Raw genomic sequence first — 18199 nt, 5'->3', positions numbered from 1 at the left:
GCCTTTCAGCGCCGATGGTACTGCAGGGGGGACCCTGTGGGAGAGTAGGACACCGCCGAACTCCTTTTATAGCTCCGGCTCTTGGGCACGCTGCCCGAGAGCCGGAGCTTTTTTGCGTTGAGGTAGGGTCAGGGGGCATCGTTGGCTCGTTTTCTACAGGAGGCCCCCGGGTGGAGGTCCAGGAGACCCGCGTCCAGACAGACCGGGTCCTCACCATCCCGAATATCCTCAGCATGGCGCGTCTTGTCGGCGTACCCGTCTTCCTGTGGCTGATCCTTTGGCCTGAGTTCGGCGGTCCGAAGAGTGACGGCTGGGCACTCCTGGTGCTGATGCTGAGCGGGATCAGTGACTACCTGGACGGCAAGCTCGCGAGGCGCTGGAACCAGATCAGCAGACTTGGCCGGTTCCTTGACCCTGCAGCTGACCGGCTCTACATTCTGTCGACTTTGGTCGGACTCACGTGGCGCGAGATTCTGCCAATCTGGTTGACGGCTGCACTGTTGGCGCGAGAGCTGGTTCTGCTGGTGATGGTGGGCATCCTCAGGCGCCACGGGTATCCGCCGCCGCAGGTGAACTTCCTGGGGAAGGCCGCTACGTTCAACCTGATGTACGCCTTCCCGCTACTTCTGCTCAGTGACGGAAGCGGATGGCTCTCGTCACTCGCTGCTATTTTCGGATGGGCGTTCGCCGGATGGGGTACAACCCTGTACTGGTGGGCAGGAGTCCTCTACGTGGTACAAGTCCGCCGGCTGGTCCGTGTGGACGCCATGGCCGATTGAGCTCGCCGATCGGGCGACTGTAGTGGCTCGATGGCCCGCTTCGAAAAAGTGCGGGACAATCTGGACGGGTGAAGTCGGCTAGACCGTTTCTTCAAGGAGGACGCTTCCGACATGAAGGCCGTCGTGATGGCCGGAGGTGAAGGCACACGCCTTCGCCCAATGACCTCAAGCATGCCCAAGCCGCTCCTGCCAGTGGCCAACCGGCCGATCATGGAGCATGTGCTGCGGCTGCTCAAAAAGCATGGGCTCAACGAGACAGTCGTGACTGTTCAGTTCCTGGCTTCGCTTGTCAAGAACTACTTCGGTGACGGCGAAGAGCTCGGGATGGAGCTCACCTATGCCAATGAGGAGAAGCCACTCGGTACCGCCGGAAGCGTCAAGAACGCTGAAGAGGCGTTGAAGGACGACACCTTCCTCGTCATCTCCGGTGATGCCCTGACCGACTTCGACCTCACCGAGCTCATCAGTTTCCACAAGGAAAAAGGTGCGCTCGTCACTGTCTGCCTGACGAGGGTGCCGAATCCACTGGAATTCGGTATCACGATCGTGGACGAGGAAGGCAAGGTTGAGCGCTTCCTCGAGAAGCCGACCTGGGGCCAGGTCTTCTCCGACACCGTGAACACCGGCATCTACGTCATGGAGCCCGAGGTCTTCGACTACGTCGAGGCCGATACTTCCGTCGACTGGTCCGGTGACGTCTTCCCGCAGCTGATGAAGGAAGGACGGCTGGTCTACGGCTACATCGCCGAAGGATACTGGGAAGATGTCGGTACGCACGAGAGCTACCTGAAGGCGCAGGCCGACGTCCTTGAGGGCAAGGTCGATGTCGAGCTCGACGGCTTCGAGATCTCGCCCGGTGTGTGGGTCGCTGAGGGCGCCGAAGTGCATCCCGATGCCGTGCTCCGTGGGCCCCTTTACATCGGGGACTACGCCAAGGTCGAGGCCGGTGTGGAAATTCGCGAGCACACCGTGGTGGGCTCGAACGTCGTCGTGAAGAGCGGGGCCTTTCTCCATCGGGCCGTGTTGCACGACAACGTGTACATCGGGCAGCACAGCAATCTGCGAGGCTGCGTGGTCGGGAAGAACACCGACATCATGCGCGCGGCGCGGATCGAGGACGGAGCGGTCATCGGCGACGAGTGTCTCGTCGGTGAGGAATCGATCATCCAGGGGAACGTCCGCGTTTACCCGTTCAAGACGATCGAGGCCGGCGCGTTCGTCAACACCTCGGTGATCTGGGAATCGAGAGGGCAGGCGCATCTCTTCGGTGCCCGTGGCGTGTCCGGAATCCTCAACGTCGAGATCACGCCGGAGCTGGTCGTGCGGTTGGCCGGTGCCTACGCGACCACCTTGAAAAAGGGGTCCACGGTCACCACTGCTCGCGATCACTCCCGTGGTGCCCGCGCGCTGAAGCGGGCGGTCATCTCCGCGTTGCAGACGAGTGCCATCGACGTACGAGACCTGGAGAACGTACCGTTGCCGGTGGCTCGGCAGCAGACCGCGCGGGGGAGTGCCGGCGGGATCATGATCCGGACGACGCCCGGTGTTCCTGATTCCGTCGACATCATGTTCTTCGACGGGCAGGGGGCCGATCTCTCGCAGGCAAGTCAGCGGAAGCTCGACCGGGTGTTCGCGCGGCAGGAGTACCGGCGGGCGTTCCCTGGGGAGATCGGGGATCTGCATTTCCCGGCCAGCGTGTTCGACTCGTACACCGGGTCGTTGCTGCGGAATGTCGACACGACGGGGATCGCGGAGTCCGGGCTCAAGGTTGTCGTGGATGCCTCCAACGGCAGCGCCGGACTTGTGCTGCCCAGTCTGCTGGGGAAACTCGGGGTCGATTCTCTGACCATCAATCCTGGTCTCGACGAGTCCCGTCCGACGGAGTCGGCGGATACCCGGCGGTCCGGGATGATGCGGCTCGGAGAGATCGTGGCGTCGGCCGGTGCCGCCTTCGGTGTGCGTTTCGACCCGGTGGGTGAGCGGCTTTCGCTCGTCGACGAGAAGGGGCGGATCATCGAGGATGATCGGGCTCTGCTCGTCATGCTCGATCTGGTGGCTTCGGAACGGCGCAGTGGGCGAGTGGCGCTGCCGGTGACCACCACCCGAATCGCCGAGCAGGTTGCCGCGTATCACGGGACACAGGTCGAGTGGACCACCACATCGCCTGACGATCTGACCCGCGTCGGGCGCGACGAGTCGACCATCTTCGGCGGCGACGGGCGTGGCGGTTTCATCATCCCCGAGTTCAGCAGTGTGTTCGATGGTTCGGCAGCCTTCGTACGGCTTATTGGGCTGGTCGCGCGGACACAGCTCACGCTCAGCCAGATCGATGCCAGGATTCCGCGGGCGCATGTTCTGAAGCGGGATCTGGCGACTCCCTGGGCCGTCAAGGGACTTGTCATGCGGCGGGTTGTGGAGGAGGCCGGAGAGCGGTTCGTCGACACGACGGACGGGGTGCGCGTGGTCGAGACCGACGGGCGTTGGGTGATGGTTCTGCCCGACCCGGCGGAGGCTGTCACGCATCTGTGGGCCGAAGGGCCGGACGACGCTTCCGCTCAGGCACTGCTTGATGAGTGGTCGGCCGTTGTGGACGGCGCCGGTCGCTGAATCGATGTACCCACGCGCGTGCCGGACAGGAGTTCCCCAAGGGACCCTGTCCGGCACGTGCGTGGGGCCGTTCGAAGGCAGTGGTCGCGACGTGGGACGATGTGCGGCATGCCGCAGCAGCCCCCCGTTCGGAGCATCCCCACGAGCCGATCCCGCCCGGACGCGTCCATGTCGCTGCTCACCAATGTCATGGACCACAGCCTCGACGAGGGGTATGCCGAGGCCGCCGCGCGCCGGAAGGCCGCAGGCGACGGCGGGCTGCCGAAGCCGCTGAGAGCGAAGCTGGGCCTTGCCGCCGGTCTGGTGCTCGCCGCTCTCGTGGTGACAGTGGGGGCGGCCCAGGCGCGGATAGCCGCGCCCGTGGTCGCCAAGGAGCGCGAAGAGCTGATCGACCGAATCGACCGCGAGACCGAGTCGGCCGACGAGCTGGAGAAAAAGGTCGACCAGTTGCGCGACGACGTCAGCGCGCGGCAGCGTGCGGCGCTCAAGTCGGAGGGCGGCGGTGAACAGGCCGACCTGGTGGGCATTCTGTCGGGGGCGATCGAGGTGCACGGGCCGGGTGTCAAGCTGGTCGTGGACGACGCGAAGGAAGCCGACAGCGGTGCCGGCGGGGACGCGCGGGAGACCTCCGGTTTCTCCGACACCGGACGGGTGCGCGACCGGGACATGCAGCGGGTCGTGAACGGCCTGTGGCAGTCGGGCGCCGAGGCCATCGCGATCAACGGGCAGCGGCTGACGGCGCTGTCGGCGATCCGGGCCGCGGGAGACGCGATACTGGTCGACAACAAGCCGCTGGTGCCGCCGTACACGGTGCTCGCGGTGGGGGACGGCAAGCGGCTGAGCGACAGGTTCCAGGACAGCGCCGACGGACTGTATCTGCACGCGCTGCAGGAGAACTTCGACATCCGGACCAGCATCTCCGTGGAGAGCGACCTCCGGCTGCCCGCCGCACCGAGCGTGATCGTACGTACAGCACAGCCGAGAACAGAGAAGGGCACATCGTGATCGCGGTACTGGGCCTCGTCGTGGGCGTCGTGGCTGGATTGTTGGTCCGGCCCGAAGTGCCGGCGGTCGTCGAGCCTTACCTTCCCATCGCCGTCGTCGCGGCCCTGGACGCGGTGTTCGGCGGTCTGCGGGCCATGCTCGACGGCATCTTCGACGACAAGGTCTTCGTGGTGTCGTTCCTGTCGAACGTCGTCGTGGCCGCGCTGATCGTCTTCCTGGGCGACAAGCTGGGTGTGGGCGCCCAGTTGTCCACCGGTGTCGTCGTGGTTCTCGGTATCCGTATCTTCTCGAATGCCGCGGCGATCCGCCGGCATGTGTTCCGGGCCTGACGCCGATGAGTGACAACGACAAGAGCGACGCGAGCGGCAAGCACCCCGAGACGGGCGAGAAGCGATTGCGTGAGGAATTGCCCGAGGAGGTCGCTGCCACGCCTGCGCAGGCCTCGGAAGCGCAGGCCCTGGACGCGGGGGCCCCGGTGGCGGGCGAAGAGACCGAGCGGTCCCTGACCGGCCGTCAGCGGCTGGGGAAGGGGTTGTGGCCGCCGCGGGTGACCCGGGCCCAACTCATCGTTGCCCTGCTGCTGTTCGGGCTCGGATTCGGGCTGGCGGTGCAGGTCGCGTCCACGAGTGACAACGACGGTGCGCTGCGGGGTGCGCGTCAGGAGGATCTCGTACGCATCCTGGATGAACTGGATGACCGTACGCAGCGTCTTGAGGACGAGAAGCAGGGTCTCGAAGATCAGCGGACCGAGTTGGAGAACAGCTCGGACCAGGCTGAGGAGGCTCGTAAGCAGACGGTCGAGAAGGAACGGCAACTGGGCATCCTGGCGGGCACGGTGGCCGCGCAGGGACCTGGGATCACGCTGACCATCAAGGACACGAAGGGAACGGTCGAAGCCGACATGCTGCTCGACGCGATCCAGGAGTTGCGTGCAGCCGGTGCCGAGGCGATTCAGGTCAACGGTGTACGGGTTGTCGCGGGGACCTTTCTGGCGGACGAGGATGGTGGGGGAGTGAGCGTCGACGGGAACAAGATCGACACTCCCTATCGTTTCAAGGTCATCGGCAAGCCGCAGGACCTCGAACCGGCGCTCAACATCCCCGGAGGTGTGGTGCAGACCCTGGAGAAGGAGCAGGCCACCGTCACCGTGGAGCGGGCGGACAAGATCATCGTGGACGCCTTGCGAGCGGCGAAGCAGCCTGACTACGCTCGGTCGTCCTCCCAGTGAACCGGCGGTGCATGCGGGCCGTCCGGGGAGGGCATGAGGTTGCGGGGGGTCGGCGCACCGAATGGGTGGTGCGTGGTGGAAACTGTCAGGTGGCGGCGGACGTTGTGAGGATGTCCGGGTCGACCGGTAGGCGCAGTCAGGGTTCGTCCTGCCCCACGGGCGGGTCTGTTTCGGTCAAGGGGAATCGCCCGTGAAGTTGTTTGCGAAGTTGTTCGGCAAGAGCGCGCGAGAGGGCAGCAGCGAGAACGCGACCGCCCGTCATCGTGCACAGCCCGACGCGGACGGTCAGCGTCCGCTGTTCCGGGACCAGGTCGGCGGTCCGGGCGGTGACGTTCCGGGAGGTCAGGGCGCGCCGTCTGTTGACCCTGCCCAGTCCGGGCGCATAGGTTTCGGTGAACCGTCAACCTCAAGTACTGGTGGAGAGTTTTCCTCCGGTCCGTATGCGTCCGATGCCCCGGCGGGGCAGCCGCGGCAGGAGGATCCGTCGATGTCGGCCCTGGTGTGTACGAGGTGCGGTAACCGCAACGCGGAGAACAGCCGCTTCTGTTCCAACTGCGGCGCGCCGCTGCGGGCCGGGGTCACCCCCGAGCGTCCGTCGGAGACGACGTCCACGATCTCCATCTCCGGCATCGAGGCGTACGACGCCGAGGTCACCGGTCAGACGCAGATGCCGATGCTCTCGCCCGAGGCTCAGGCCGCGGTGGACGCGCTGCCGCTCGGGTCGGCGCTTCTGGTGGTGCGGCGTGGCCCGAACTCGGGCAGCCGCTTCCTCCTGGACGGTGACCTGACCACGGCCGGGCGTCATCCGCAGAGCGACATCTTCCTGGACGACGTGACCGTCTCGCGTCGGCATGTCGAGTTCCGGCGGGGCCAGGACGGCATGTTCACGGTCGCCGACGTAGGCAGCCTCAACGGCACGTATGTCAACCGTGAGCGGATCGACCAGGTCCTCCTGTCGAACGGCGACGAGGTGCAGATCGGCAAGTACCGGCTGGTGTTCTACGCGAGCCAGCGGGGCTACTGACCCTTCTCCGGACTGAGTCCGGGGGACCCCCAGGGAAGGTCCATGCTTCAAACACCGAGCGGCGGTGCCGGGCACGGCACCGCCGCCACGGACAGTGGGCTGATGAGCATCGGCACAGTGCTGAACGTGCTGCGTGACGAGTTTCCCGAAGTCTCCATCTCCAAGATCCGTTTCCTGGAGTCGGAGGGGCTCATCGAGCCGCAGCGGACCCCGTCGGGGTACCGCAAGTTCAGTCCGGGAGACGTCGAGCGCCTCGGTCACGTCCTGAGGATGCAGCGGGACCACTATCTGCCGCTCAAGGTGATCAGGGAGTACCTGGACGCCATGGAGCGTGGGGAGGCCGTCCCGCTCCCCACCGTAGGCCGGCAGCGGGACAGTGAGCCGGTCCTGGAGCCCGAGGGGCCGACCGCCGTCCGGATCGGCCGAGCCGAGCTGCTGGCCGTCGCCGAGATCGGTGACGAGGAACTCGATGAGTGGCAGTCGTACGGGCTGATCGCGCCGTTGCCCGACGGGGCGTACGACGCGGAGACGGTCACCGTCGCCGCGCTCGTGGCCGAGCTGGGGCGGTTCGGGATCGAGCCGCGGCATCTGCGGGCGATGAAGGCCGCCGCCGACCGCGAGGCCGGGTTGGTCGACCAGGTGGTGGCCCCCCTCAAGCGTCACCGCAATCCGCAGACCAGGGCCCTCGCGGAGGCCCGTAGCAAGGAACTGTCGGGGCTCACGGTGAAGCTGCACGCGGCCCTGGTGCGGATCGCGCTGGGAGTGCGGCAGCCCTGAGCGGGGAGGGGCGCCGGAGGGCGGATCGGTCACCCGATCCGTGCCCGACTACCCAAACGTCCCGGGCACGGCCTAGGGTTGCTGTGTGAACGAGCTCGATGTCGTAGGTGTCCGGGTCGAAATGCCCTCCAACCAACCGATCGTGCTCCTGCGTGAAGTGGGAGGCGACCGCTACCTTCCCATCTGGATCGGACCGGGTGAGGCGACGGCGATCGCCTTCGCCCAGCAGGGCATGGCCCCCGCACGACCGCTGACCCACGACCTGTTCAAGGACGTGCTGGAGGCCGTCGGCCAGGAGCTCACCGAAGTGCGCATCACGGACCTGCGCGAGGGTGTCTTCTACGCGGAACTGGTGTTCGCCAGCGGGGTAGAGGTGAGCGCCCGCCCGTCCGACGCCATAGCGCTGGCGTTGCGTACCGGTACGCCGATCTACGGCAGCGACGGAGTGCTCGACGACGCCGGGATCGCGATCCCGGACGAGCAGGAGGACGAGGTGGAGAAGTTCCGCGAGTTCCTCGACCAGATCTCCCCCGAGGATTTCGGGACCAACAGTCAGTGAGCTGCCACAGCGATGGCTGACGAGGCTCGGGCCGCCCCACGGGCACCCTGGTCGATGGGGCGCGCCTTTTGGTCCCCGACGTCACGGATGATGGCAATTGCCAGCGGCGTGTGAGAGCGTCCTGCGGCCTATGCGGAGCACATTCGGCTAGCCTTTCCCCGCGGTGGGGTACGGGAAACCACTCCTAGGGTGATTATCACTCGGCGTGCCGAGTGTGGCGATCGTTGACGCGCCCCTGGTGACTGCCTACCGTCGAGAAGGCAGTTCAAGGACGGAGGTCGGCGTGAGAAGCAGCGGCGACGGTACGGCTGGGGGTGCCCCCGGACGCGGTCTGGGGGAGAGCGGCCCGTACCCTCCCCCAGGCTCTCGGCTACGCTCGAGCTGGGGGGACCCCCATCACGGCAGCGCGGCCGATCACGTTCCGCGGCGGCCGACGGCTGTATCAGGCAGCGGAGGGGCGACTTCCATGGCGTCCGAGGAGATCGGCTACCGCGGCCCCACGGCGTGTGCGGCGGCCGGCATCACGTACCGGCAGTTGGACTACTGGGCGCGCACGGGTCTGGTCGAGCCGAGTGTGCGGCCCGCGCACGGGTCGGGGACGCAGCGGCTCTACAGTTTCCGGGACGTTGTGGTCCTCAAGATCGTCAAGCGCTTTCTCGACACAGGTGTCTCACTGCAGAACATCCGTACGGCTGTTCAGCATCTGCGGGCGTGTGAGTTCCGCGACCTGGAGCGGCTGACGCTGATGAGCGATGGTGCGACCGTCTACGAGTGCACCTCCCTCGACGAGGTGCACGCGCTCCTGCAGGGCGGGCAGGGTATTTTCGGGATCGCCGTCGGTGTGGTGTGGCGGGATGTGGAAAGCGCTCTCTCGCAGTTGCACGGGGAGCGCGTCGACACCGGCGAGACGCTCGTCGGGCAGAACCCCACGGACGAACTGGCGCGGCGGCGCAACCGGGCGGTCTGAGTGGCGCCCCTGGGTTCCGGGGCGTTGTCAGTGGCGTAGGGCAGCATCGGTGATGTGAGAAACGCGCCCACGATCCTGCATCTCGACATGGACGCCTTCTTCGCCTCGGCGGAGCAGGCGTCCAAGCCGAGCCTGCGGGGGAAAGCCGTTGTCGTGGGCGGGCTGGGGCCGCGCGGGGTGGTGGCCACCGCGTCGTACGAAGCCCGCGTTTTCGGGGTGCACTCCGCGATGCCGATGGCGCAGGCGCGCAGGCTGGCGCCCAATGCCGCCTATCTTGTGCCCCGGGGCGGGTTCTACAAGTTGATCAGCGAGCAGGTCATGGGGCTTCTGCAAGCGCTGTCGCCCCTGGTGGAGCCGTTGAGCCTGGACGAGGCGTTCGTGGACCTGGAGGCCGGGCAGGCGGCGTGGGACGAGGCGTCGGCGCGGCTGGCCGGGATCAAGCTGCGCGCGGACATCCGGGCTGTCACGGGGCTCACGGGATCGGTGGGGCTCGCCGCCTCCAAGATGCTCGCGAAGATCGCCTCGGAGCAGGCCAAGCCGGACGGGCTGGTGGTGATCGAACCGGGCACCGAGCGGGCGCTGCTCGGGCCGATGCCGGTGCGGACCCTGCCCGGGGTCGGCCCGGCGACCGGCGACCATCTGCGGCGGGCCGGGATCAGTACGGTCGACGAGCTGGCCGAGGCGGGCGAGGCCGAGCTCGTGCGGCTGCTGGGGAAGGCTCATGGGCACGCGTTGTACGCGATGGCGCTGGCGCACGACGAGCGGCCCGTGGTGGCCGAGCGGGAGACCAAGTCCGTGTCGGTCGAGGACACGTACGACGTGGACATCCATGACCGGGGCCGGGTGGGGGCGGAGGTGCAGCGGCTGGCGGACCGGTGTGTGCGGCGGTTGCGCGGTGCGGGGCTGTCCGGGCGGACCATCGTCCTCAAGGTGCGGAGGTACGACTTCTCCACGCTGACGCGGTCCGAGACGCTCCGCGGGCCCACCGACGACCCCGGGGTGGTGCGGGAGGCGGCGGCCCGGCTCCTGGAGGCGGTCGACACGACGGGGGGTGTGCGGCTGCTCGGGGTGGGGGTCAGCGGTCTCGCCGACTTCACCCAGGAGGATCTGTTCGCGCAGGCCGCCGGGGAGTTGGCGGCGCTCGAGCCGGTGGAGGAGGCCGAGCACGAGGGCGGTGAACAGCCGCACGAGCAGCCCGCCGAGCGGCGCTGGACCACCGGGCACGACGTACGGCACGCCGACTTCGGGCACGGGTGGGTGCAGGGGAGTGGGCTGGGGCGGGTGACCGTTCGGTTCGAGACGCCGCAATCGGAGCAGCCGGGGCGGGTGCGTACGTTCCGGACCGATGATCCCGCGCTGGAGCCGGCGGACCCGCTGCCGTTGGTGGCAGTTGCGCCGCGAAGACCCGACGGTCCGGATGAGGAGTTGTCGGATCAGGCGTCGTCCGTGCCCGCCAGCCTGCCGAAGTCATGGTCGGGGAACGGGGGAGGGGGCGCCACGTCGAGGCCGTAGTGGTGGTAGAGCTGGATTTCCTGCTCCGGGGAGAGGTGGCGGCCCACGCCGAAGTCGGGAGCGTCCTTGATCAGGGCCCGCTCGAAGGGGATGCGCAGTGTGCCGTCGATCAGCTCGCTGGGCTCCAGGGGCACGAAGGCGTCCCTGCTGAACAGCCCTGTCCTTATGGCCGCCCACTCCGGCACGCCCGTCGCGTCGTCGAGGTAGATCTCGTCGATCGTGCCGATCTTGGTGCCGTTGCGGTCGAAGGCCTTGCGGCCGATCAGGTTGCGCGGATCGATGTCGGTCTGCACGGACCCTCCCAAAGTCGCAGATCATACGTAAACACTACAAAAGAGCACATCGGGGACGGGGGCCACTCGAAGATGTGTGCGTGGAGCCCGCTGATAGGCTGGGCAACGGCTGCTGACCCCGTGCGGGAGAGTCCTCCGGAACCACGGAGGGCGCCGAAGGAGCAAATCCTCCCCGGAATCTCTCAGGCCCCTGTACCGCACGGACGAGGTCACTCTGGAAAGAAGAGCGGGTGCCGACGGCTTCCGCTCTCACCGACGGTGAAAGCCGGGACGTCAGTGTATTGGCGACCCGGTGAAGCTCTCAGGTTGAGATGACAGAGGGGGAGGCCGTTCGGGCACCCGTGCCGTGGTGCCCCTCGAAGGTCGCGACGACCAGGAGGCCTCCATCATGACCGCCCACCGCACTCCGCTCGCCGTACTCGAACAGGGAACGCCCTTCGAGCGGCGTCATATCGGGCCTGACCGCGAGGACCGGGCCAAGATGCTCGCGCAGGTCGGATACGGCTCGCTCGACGAGCTGACGGCCGCCGCGGTCCCGGATGTGATCAGGAACGCCGACGCCCTCGATCTGCCGGGAGCCCGCACCGAGGCCGAGGTGCTGGCCGAGCTGCGGTCGCTGGCCGACCGGAACCAGGTGCTGGGGTCCATGATCGGACTCGGGTACTACGGGACCTTCACCCCGCCGGTCATCCTGCGGAACGTGATGGAGAACCCGGCCTGGTACACCGCGTACACGCCGTACCAGCCGGAGATCTCGCAGGGGCGCCTCGAAGCACTGCTGAACTTCCAGACCATGGTCGCCGACCTCACCGGGCTGCCCACCTCCGGTGCCTCGCTGCTCGACGAGGGCACCGCGGCAGCCGAGGCGATGGCGCTCTCCCGGCGTATGGGCAAGAACAAGAAGGGGCTCTTCCTCGTCGACGAGGACGCCCTACCGCAGACCATCGCCGTGATCGAGACACGGGCCGAGCCCGTCGGCGTCGAGGTCGTCGTCGCCGACCTGAGCGCGGGCATCCCGGAGGACATCGCCGGGCGCGAGATCAACGGTGTGCTCCTGCAGTACCCGGGCGCCTCCGGTGCAGTACGGGACCTGAAGGCCGTCGTCGAACAGGCGCACGGGCTCGGGGCCGTGGTCACCGTTGCCGCCGATCTGCTGGCCCTGACGCTGCTCACCTCGCCCGGTGAACTGGGTGCGGACATCGCGGTCGGGACGACCCAGCGCTTCGGTGTGCCGATGGGCTTCGGCGGGCCGCACGCCGGATACATGGCGGTGCGCGAGCAGTTCGCGCGCAGCCTGCCCGGGCGGCTCGTGGGTGTCTCCGTGGACGCGGACGGGCACAAGGCGTACCGGCTCGCCCTGCAGACGCGGGAGCAGCACATCCGCCGCGAGAAGGCGACCAGCAACATCTGCACGGCCCAGGTCCTGTTGGCCGTGATGGCCGGCATGTACGCCGTCCACCACGGGCCCAAGGGGCTGCGGACCATCGCCCGGCGCACCCACCGGTACGCCACGATCCTCGCCGCGGGGCTGACGGCGGGCGGCGTCGAGGTCGTCCACGAGGCCTACTTCGACACGCTCACCGTGCGGGTGCCCGGGAAGGCCGGCGAGATCGCCGCCGCCGCGCGCGAGCACGGCGTCAATGTGCACCTCGTCGACGCCGACCGGCTGTCCGTCTCCTGCGACGAGACCACCAACCGGGCCCAACTGGGCGCGGTCTGGACCGCGTTCGGGGTCGACGGCGACATCGAGGCGCTCGACGCCGATGCCGGGGACACGCTGCCGGAGGCGCTGCTGCGCACCGACGAGATCCTTACGCACCCCGTCTTTCACCAGTACCACTCCGAGACGGCGCTGCTGCGCTACCTGCGCCGGCTCGCCGACCGTGACTACGCGCTCGACCGCGGCATGATCCCGCTGGGTTCCTGCACCATGAAGCTCAACGCGACCACGGAGATGGAGCCGGTCACCTGGCCCGAGTTCGGCCAGCTGCACCCCTTCGCGCCCGCCGAGCAGGCGCAGGGCTACCTCACGCTCATCCGTGAGCTGGAGGAGCAGCTCGCCGAGGTCACCGGCTACGACAAGGTGTCGCTCCAGCCGAACGCCGGTTCGCAGGGCGAGCTGGCCGGACTGCTCGCCGTACGCGGATACCACCGGGCCAACGGCGACGAGCAGCGGACCGTCTGCCTGATTCCGTCGTCCGCGCACGGGACCAACGCGGCCAGTGCCGTCATGGCCGGCATGAAGGTCGTCGTCGTGAAGACCGCCGGGGACGGCGAGATCGACGTCGAGGATCTGCGGGCGAAGATCGAGCAGTACCGGGACGAGCTGTCGGTGCTGATGATCACGTACCCGTCCACGCACGGGGTGTTCGAGGAGCATGTCGCCGACATCTGTGCCCAGGTGCACGACGCCGGCGGGCAGGTGTACGTCGACGGGGCCAACCTCAACGCGCTGGTGGGGCTGGCCAAGCCGGGGCACTTCGGCGGGGACGTCTCGCATCTGAATCTGCACAAGACGTTCTGTATCCCGCACGGCGGCGGCGGCCCCGGCGTGGGCCCGGTGGGCGTGCGGGCGCACCTCGCGCCCTATCTGCCCAACCACCCCCTGCAGCCCGCGGCCGGGCCCGAGACGGGTGTGGGGCCGATCTCGGCGGCGCCCTGGGGTTCCGCAGGCATCCTGCCGATCTCGTGGGCGTACGTCCGGCTGATGGGCGGCGAGGGGCTCAAGCGGGCCACGCAGGTGGCCGTGCTGAGCGCCAACTACATCGCCAAGCGGCTGGAGCCGCACTACCCGGTGCTCTACACCGGGCCCGGCGGGCTGGTCGCCCACGAGTGCATCATCGATCTGCGGCCGATCAGCAAGGCGACGGGCGTCAGCGTCGACGACATCGCGAAGCGGCTGATCGACTACGGCTTCCACGCGCCGACGATGTCGTTCCCGGTGGCCGGGACGCTGATGATCGAGCCGACCGAGTCCGAGGACCTGGGGGAGCTGGACCGGTTCTGCGCGGCGATGATCGCCATTCGCGCCGAGATCGAGAAGGTCGGCGCGGGCGACTGGCCGGCCGACGACAACCCGTTGCGGAACGCGCCGCACACCGCCGCCGCGCTCGGCGGGGAGTGGACGCACGCCTACACGCGCGAGGAGGCGGTCTTCCCGGCCGGGGTCTCGGCGGCCGACAAGTACTGGCCGCCGGTGCGCCGCATCGACCAGGCCTTCGGTGACCGGAACCTGGTCTGTTCCTGCCCGCCCTTGGACGCTTACGAGGAGTAGGAGGGGCTGGGGACCTTCCGTGCATTTGTGCAGGTCGGGGCCTTGATTCTGCGCAAGCTCTCGGTTTCGTTCGGGTGGGCGCGCGCCAGGTCGGAGTCGGGGTTGACCGTGGAGACGGCGCCCGGCAGTTCGCGGGTCCGCGGGCCGTTGTTCCGTGCTGTGGAGCACGGGACAGCGCCCCCCCAGGAGGCGTTCGCGCGTCGGCTGACACCCTGATGACGGCGGTGTGCACGTGCTCTTCATTTCGGAGCTCACGTATCTCCGCTCCAGCAATGTGGGGGCCGGAGGAAGAGTGAACGGGGGGTGACGATATGCTTACATGCTGGTTCGGATTCCCGTCGTGCTGTCGGCGAGGGGTGTCGGAGAACGGGAGACGGAAAACGGAGACGGGGCGGGTCGAGTGCGGGGGCCAGGGGGAGGCGAGGGAATGCGGCAGGTGGGTGTGCTTGATGTCGGGTGTCACAGTGCTCTGCTGACGGTGGTGCGGCGGCGTCCGGGTACGGTGCTGGAGCCGGTGTTCTCCCGCAAGGTTCGGCTGAGACTGCACGAGACCCTCGACCGCAAAGGGCGTCTGGACAAGGTCGGCATGGAGAGTGTCGAGCGGGCTGTGGCCGAGGCTGTCGCCGCCGATCCGCGTCCGCGTAAACCGGAGGTGTTCGCGTTCGCGACCTCCGTCATCCGGGATGCGCCCAACCGCGACGAGGTCATCGCGCGTGTGGCACGCACTACCGGCACCCGCCTGCGCGTGCTGACCGGCGAGGAGGAGGCGCGGTTGGCCTACGTGGCCGCCCGCCAGTGGGCCGGCCCGACGGCTGGGCAGTTGCTGGTCCTGGACATCGGCGGCGGCACCGTGGAGATCGCCTCCGGTACCGGAGACCAACCCCGCGTCGTGCACTCGCTGCCGCTGGGCGCCCGAAGGATCACCCGGGACTGGCTTCCCGGCGGCACGGTGCCGTCCCGACGTCGCCTGGCTGAGGTCCTGCAGCATCTCAGCCAGTCCCTGGAAACGGTCCCCGGCCTGCCGCAGGCCGAGCCGGGAGGGCGGGTACTGGCCTGCTCCAAGACCTTCGAACAGCTCGGCCGGCTCGCCGCCGCCCAGAGCAGGACACCGCGCACAAGGCGGCGGCTCACACTGCCCCAACTGCGCACGGCGGCCTCCCTGCTGGCCGACGCGGCACCGTCCCACCGTGCCAAGTTGCCGGGCATCTCCCGGCACCGTGCCGAGCAGTCCCTGGCCGGAGCCCTGATCGCCCAGTCCCTCATGGCAGCCTGCGGGGCCAAGAGCGTCGAGATCTGCCCCTGGTCCACCCGGGAAGGGCTCCTGCTCGAACACCTCGGCGTGGCTCCCACCCCGGCCGGCCGTTCCCGCCGCGCCGGCTGAACCCAAAGGATCCTGCTCTCCCGCCTTCCATCGCTGACCGCTGCTGCCGGCACAGGGGCCGTAGCCGGGCCCTGCAGAAGACGGAGGAGACCGCCCCGTCGCGTTGAGGGCTGCTGCCGGGTCTTCACACCACTGGTTGCGCGACGGCCACGGCAGGCGGGTGGGGTCAGGTGCGGGTGCCGGCGTAGTGCCCGGCCGGGCTGCTGTTCGTGCCTCGGCCTGTGTACCTTCGTAGCAGGCCACGAGGTCTACCCCTACGAGTGCGAACGCAGAAGTGCGATGGCACCGTCCTCGCCCTTGCCGGGCGAGGCTGACCGGAAGGCACGCTGAACATGACCGGGCGAGGCGACCGTTGGGCGGAACTGACCGGCGGACAGGCCGGAGAGGCGTACGCCCAGCGTTTCGCGCGGCTCGCCGAGTCGGGCCACGACATCCACGGCGAGGCCGCGTTCTGCGCCGCGCTGGTGAAGCCCGCAGCCCGGATACTCGACGCAGGCTGCGGCACCGGCCGGATCGCGATCCGGCTCGCGGAACTGGGCCACCGCTGCACCGGCGTGGACGTCGACCCCTCGATGCTCGCCGTCGCCCGCCGCAACGCGCCCACACAGGAGTGGCTCCTCGGTGACCTGTCCCGTCTGGACACCCTCGGCCTGAATCCGGGCTTCGACCTGGCGCTCGCCGCCGGAAACGTTATCCCGCTGCTGGCCCCCGGCACGGAACCAGCCGTTGTCCGGCACCTGGCCGCCGTACTGCGCCCCGGCGGGCTGCTGGTCACGGGCATGGGACTGGACGCCGCACACCTGCCCCTGCCGGAACCGCCGGTGACCCTTGCCGAGTTCGACCGCTGGTGCACAGGGGCCGGACTGACGCTGCGGCAGCGTTACGCCACCTGGAGTGGTGATCCCTACTCCCCAGGCTGCGGCTATGCCGTCAGCGTGCACTCCCGCCCCACCATGTGAGCCCGAGCCCTGTCCGCGACCGTCCTCCTCATGCAGGAGACCCACGCGTGGGCAACGGACGGAGCCGAAGGCTTCGGACGAGGGCCATGACGTCAGCGAGCCAGGCACACTCCGCGACGATGTCGGCCGGTCGGCGTTCGCCGATCACGTCGGCGCACGACAGGACGTTCGCGGATTCGCACGTGGTTGTCGTGGCCTACCAACCGGCCCCGGGCATCGACCCCGCCGTGTGAGCTCCCGCCGATGTGCGGTGAAGGACTGTGCCCAGGGCGCGTTCGGCGGGGACTCAGGTCGCCGGATTGCTCATTGAGACAGCGGAACTGGGCGTCCCGGTCTGGGCGTTGCCTGCCTGCAAGATGCCGACCCGCTTCGGGCGCCGCAACCGACGGCGGGCGGCGGCCTGTTGCGGCGTTCGCCGCAGGGGCCGGAGGCTCAGTGGGACTGAGGGCCGAGAAGCGAAGGAACCCTCTCGGGCCGACCCCGCTCGGTGCAGGCAGCGAGATGCCGACTCCCGGTCGGGTACAGCACCTGCGCCCCGCGGCCCGTGAATGTGGGGGAGAGCCGCGAGGCGAGGGTCGAGCCGTGATGCAACTGGGCAGGGCCGGAGACCTGGGTGGGCCGAAAAGAGGTCTCTGCCCGGTGGCGCCGTTCCTTCAGCGGGCCTGCCTGGTCGGTCGGCTCAGCAGCCGTAGTCGATCAGGTCGAAGGACTCGTAGTGGTCGGCCGTGTAGTAGTCCTCCTGGTAGTCCTCGCCGGTGACGATGCGGCGTGCACCGCGCGTCGAGGAGCCAGGGGTTTTGACGGTGTACTCGTGGTAGTAGCCGGTGCTCTGGCTGGGCAGGATGCGCTCGCGGTTCTGGAAGACGCTGCCGTCCTGCGAGTACGGGTAGGGGCCGCCCTTCGCGATCAGGTTGAGTGTGGTGTAGGCCTGCGACGGCAGGTCGCCGTAGCAGATGCTGCCTACCGCCGAGGTGGCGGCGCCGGCCGTGCCGACGGTGACGGTACCGCCGACCAGGAGAGCGGACAGAACGGCGGCCGAGACGCCGATACGAGTGATCCGTGGGGGGAATCTCATGCCTCCATGATGACGCGCGTAGACAGTGGCATGTCAATGACAACTCAGCAGATTTTCCCGTCTCGTCCGATGAGTTTTCCGGTTGTTAACTTCGGGATCGGCGTCCTTGCGGAGGGGGCTTGGCGTGTTGCGGCCGGGCGTGTTGGGGGCGCTGGCCTGGGTCAGCGCGGTGCGTGCCTGGTCCCGCATGGACGTCAGATTGTCGAGCCCGAGGTGTGCGCCCACGTGGCTGCTGTAGCTGCCTGTCCAGTAGCGGCCGGTGAGGTTCCGGGTGGGATGGGATCGGCGGCAGCCCGACGGCAGGTGGAAAGGGCGCGTCGGTCGGCCGTAGAGGTGAGCGGTCTGCTGTGGTGGCTCTGCCCCATGGTGTCGGTGCCGGCGACGCCTCCACGATGTCGTACTGGAGGCACGCGCGCCTGTCTGACCCGAGTGAAGTCCAGGTTGTCCCCGTCACGGCTCGACCATGGGAAGTCCGGATGACCGTCAGGAGGGCTCAGGCTCGGATCGACACCCCCGGCCTCGTCGGGGGCGGAGCCGGGAACAGAGGGCGATGGCCTCTGGCTCGGTTTCCGCGGCGCCGATTGAATCAGGGCCCGATCGGAGTGGTGCGGCAGGATTACGGGGAGTAGTCACCCTCGGACATGCGTCGGGGCCGGTTCGCGGCAGGTGGCTGCGGGCCGGCCCCTCTTCGTCTTTTCGGCTGTTCGGGCAACCGCTCCTGACGTCGGGAGCGGCTGCCGTTCGTCCGTGTGCGTGGCC

At 68.3% G+C, this 18199-nt stretch carries 15 protein-coding genes and 1 riboswitch; of the genes, 13 read left to right on the top strand and 2 right to left on the bottom strand.

Annotated features, from left to right (window positions below):
- Positions 1 to 170 precede the first annotated feature (170 nt).
- From clsA to IEY89_RS30255, 10 genes are all read left to right on the top strand, one after another.
- The gene (gene clsA, locus IEY89_RS30300) at positions 171 to 779 is read left to right on the top strand and encodes a cardiolipin synthase ClsA (protein ID WP_189150702.1); all 609 of its coding nucleotides are present in this window, start codon (positions 171 to 173) and stop codon (positions 777 to 779) included.
- A 111-nt stretch (positions 780 to 890) separates the two neighbouring features.
- Positions 891 to 3386, top strand: coding sequence for a mannose-1-phosphate guanyltransferase (locus IEY89_RS30295; protein WP_189150701.1), 2496 nt, complete (start codon positions 891 to 893; stop codon positions 3384 to 3386).
- Between the two features lie 168 nt (positions 3387 to 3554).
- Positions 3555 to 4391 (top strand): DUF881 domain-containing protein, encoded by an 837-nt coding sequence (locus IEY89_RS30290; RefSeq protein ID WP_189150715.1) that lies wholly within the window; start codon positions 3555 to 3557, stop codon positions 4389 to 4391.
- Positions 4388 to 4720 carry a small basic family protein gene (locus tag IEY89_RS30285; RefSeq protein ID WP_003988855.1) on the top strand — a complete coding sequence of 111 codons (333 nt, stop codon included), beginning with the start codon at positions 4388 to 4390 and terminating at the stop codon, positions 4718 to 4720. The genes IEY89_RS30290 and IEY89_RS30285 overlap by 4 nt, the downstream gene beginning before the upstream one ends.
- 5 nt (positions 4721 to 4725) lie before the next feature.
- The gene (locus tag IEY89_RS30280) at positions 4726 to 5619 is read left to right on the top strand and encodes a DUF881 domain-containing protein (RefSeq protein WP_189150700.1); all 894 of its coding nucleotides are present in this window, start codon (positions 4726 to 4728) and stop codon (positions 5617 to 5619) included.
- A 487-nt stretch (positions 5620 to 6106) separates the two neighbouring features.
- Positions 6107 to 6643 carry an FHA domain-containing protein gene (locus IEY89_RS42020; protein WP_373287310.1) on the top strand — a complete coding sequence of 179 codons (537 nt, stop codon included), beginning with the start codon at positions 6107 to 6109 and terminating at the stop codon, positions 6641 to 6643.
- A gap of 42 nt (positions 6644 to 6685) precedes the next feature.
- On the top strand, positions 6686 to 7420 hold the full coding sequence (gene ftsR, locus IEY89_RS30270; protein WP_189150698.1) for a transcriptional regulator FtsR: 735 nt from the start codon (positions 6686 to 6688) through the stop codon (positions 7418 to 7420).
- An 85-nt stretch (positions 7421 to 7505) separates the two neighbouring features.
- Positions 7506 to 7979, top strand: coding sequence for a bifunctional nuclease family protein (locus IEY89_RS30265; RefSeq protein WP_006123076.1), 474 nt, complete (start codon positions 7506 to 7508; stop codon positions 7977 to 7979).
- 283 nt (positions 7980 to 8262) lie between these two features.
- A complete protein-coding gene (locus tag IEY89_RS30260) occupies positions 8263 to 8946 on the top strand; it encodes a MerR family transcriptional regulator (RefSeq protein ID WP_189150697.1) in 684 nt (227 codons plus the stop codon).
- Between the two features lie 54 nt (positions 8947 to 9000).
- Positions 9001 to 10458: a DNA polymerase IV gene (locus tag IEY89_RS30255; RefSeq protein WP_189150696.1), complete on the top strand. Its 1458-nt coding sequence runs from the start codon at positions 9001 to 9003 to the stop codon at positions 10456 to 10458.
- Here IEY89_RS30255 and IEY89_RS30250 read toward each other — a convergent pair.
- Positions 10380 to 10751: a PRC-barrel domain-containing protein gene (locus IEY89_RS30250; protein ID WP_189150695.1), complete on the bottom strand. Its 372-nt coding sequence runs from the start codon at positions 10749 to 10751 to the stop codon at positions 10380 to 10382. The genes IEY89_RS30255 and IEY89_RS30250 overlap by 79 nt on opposite strands.
- A gap of 113 nt (positions 10752 to 10864) precedes the next feature.
- A riboswitch (glycine riboswitch) is annotated at positions 10865 to 10959 on the top strand.
- A gap of 180 nt (positions 10960 to 11139) precedes the next feature.
- Here IEY89_RS30250 and gcvP point away from each other — a divergent pair.
- The 3 genes from gcvP to IEY89_RS30235 all read left to right on the top strand — a co-directional run bounded on the left by gcvP (position 11140) and on the right by IEY89_RS30235 (position 16365).
- Positions 11140 to 14025 carry an aminomethyl-transferring glycine dehydrogenase gene (gcvP, locus tag IEY89_RS30245; RefSeq protein WP_189150694.1) on the top strand — a complete coding sequence of 962 codons (2886 nt, stop codon included), beginning with the start codon at positions 11140 to 11142 and terminating at the stop codon, positions 14023 to 14025.
- Positions 14026 to 14452: 427 nt separating this feature from the next.
- Entirely contained in the window at positions 14453 to 15406 is a 954-nt protein-coding gene (locus tag IEY89_RS30240) for a Ppx/GppA phosphatase family protein (RefSeq protein ID WP_189150693.1), read from the top strand.
- A gap of 332 nt (positions 15407 to 15738) precedes the next feature.
- Entirely contained in the window at positions 15739 to 16365 is a 627-nt protein-coding gene (locus tag IEY89_RS30235; protein WP_189150692.1) for a class I SAM-dependent methyltransferase, read from the top strand.
- 679 nt (positions 16366 to 17044) lie between these two features.
- On the opposite strand, the gene IEY89_RS30230 is transcribed toward IEY89_RS30235, so the two are convergent.
- Positions 17045 to 17440: a guanyl-specific ribonuclease gene (locus IEY89_RS30230; protein WP_189150691.1), complete on the bottom strand. Its 396-nt coding sequence runs from the start codon at positions 17438 to 17440 to the stop codon at positions 17045 to 17047.
- Positions 17441 to 18199 lie beyond the last annotated feature (759 nt).

The sequence above is a fragment of the Streptomyces lacrimifluminis genome (assembly GCF_014646095.1).
In the GTDB taxonomy this organism is placed as follows: domain Bacteria; phylum Actinomycetota; class Actinomycetes; order Streptomycetales; family Streptomycetaceae; genus Streptomyces; species Streptomyces lacrimifluminis.
Note: the sequence above shows the minus strand (reverse complement) of the source record. Positions and strands in the feature narration are given on the sequence as shown.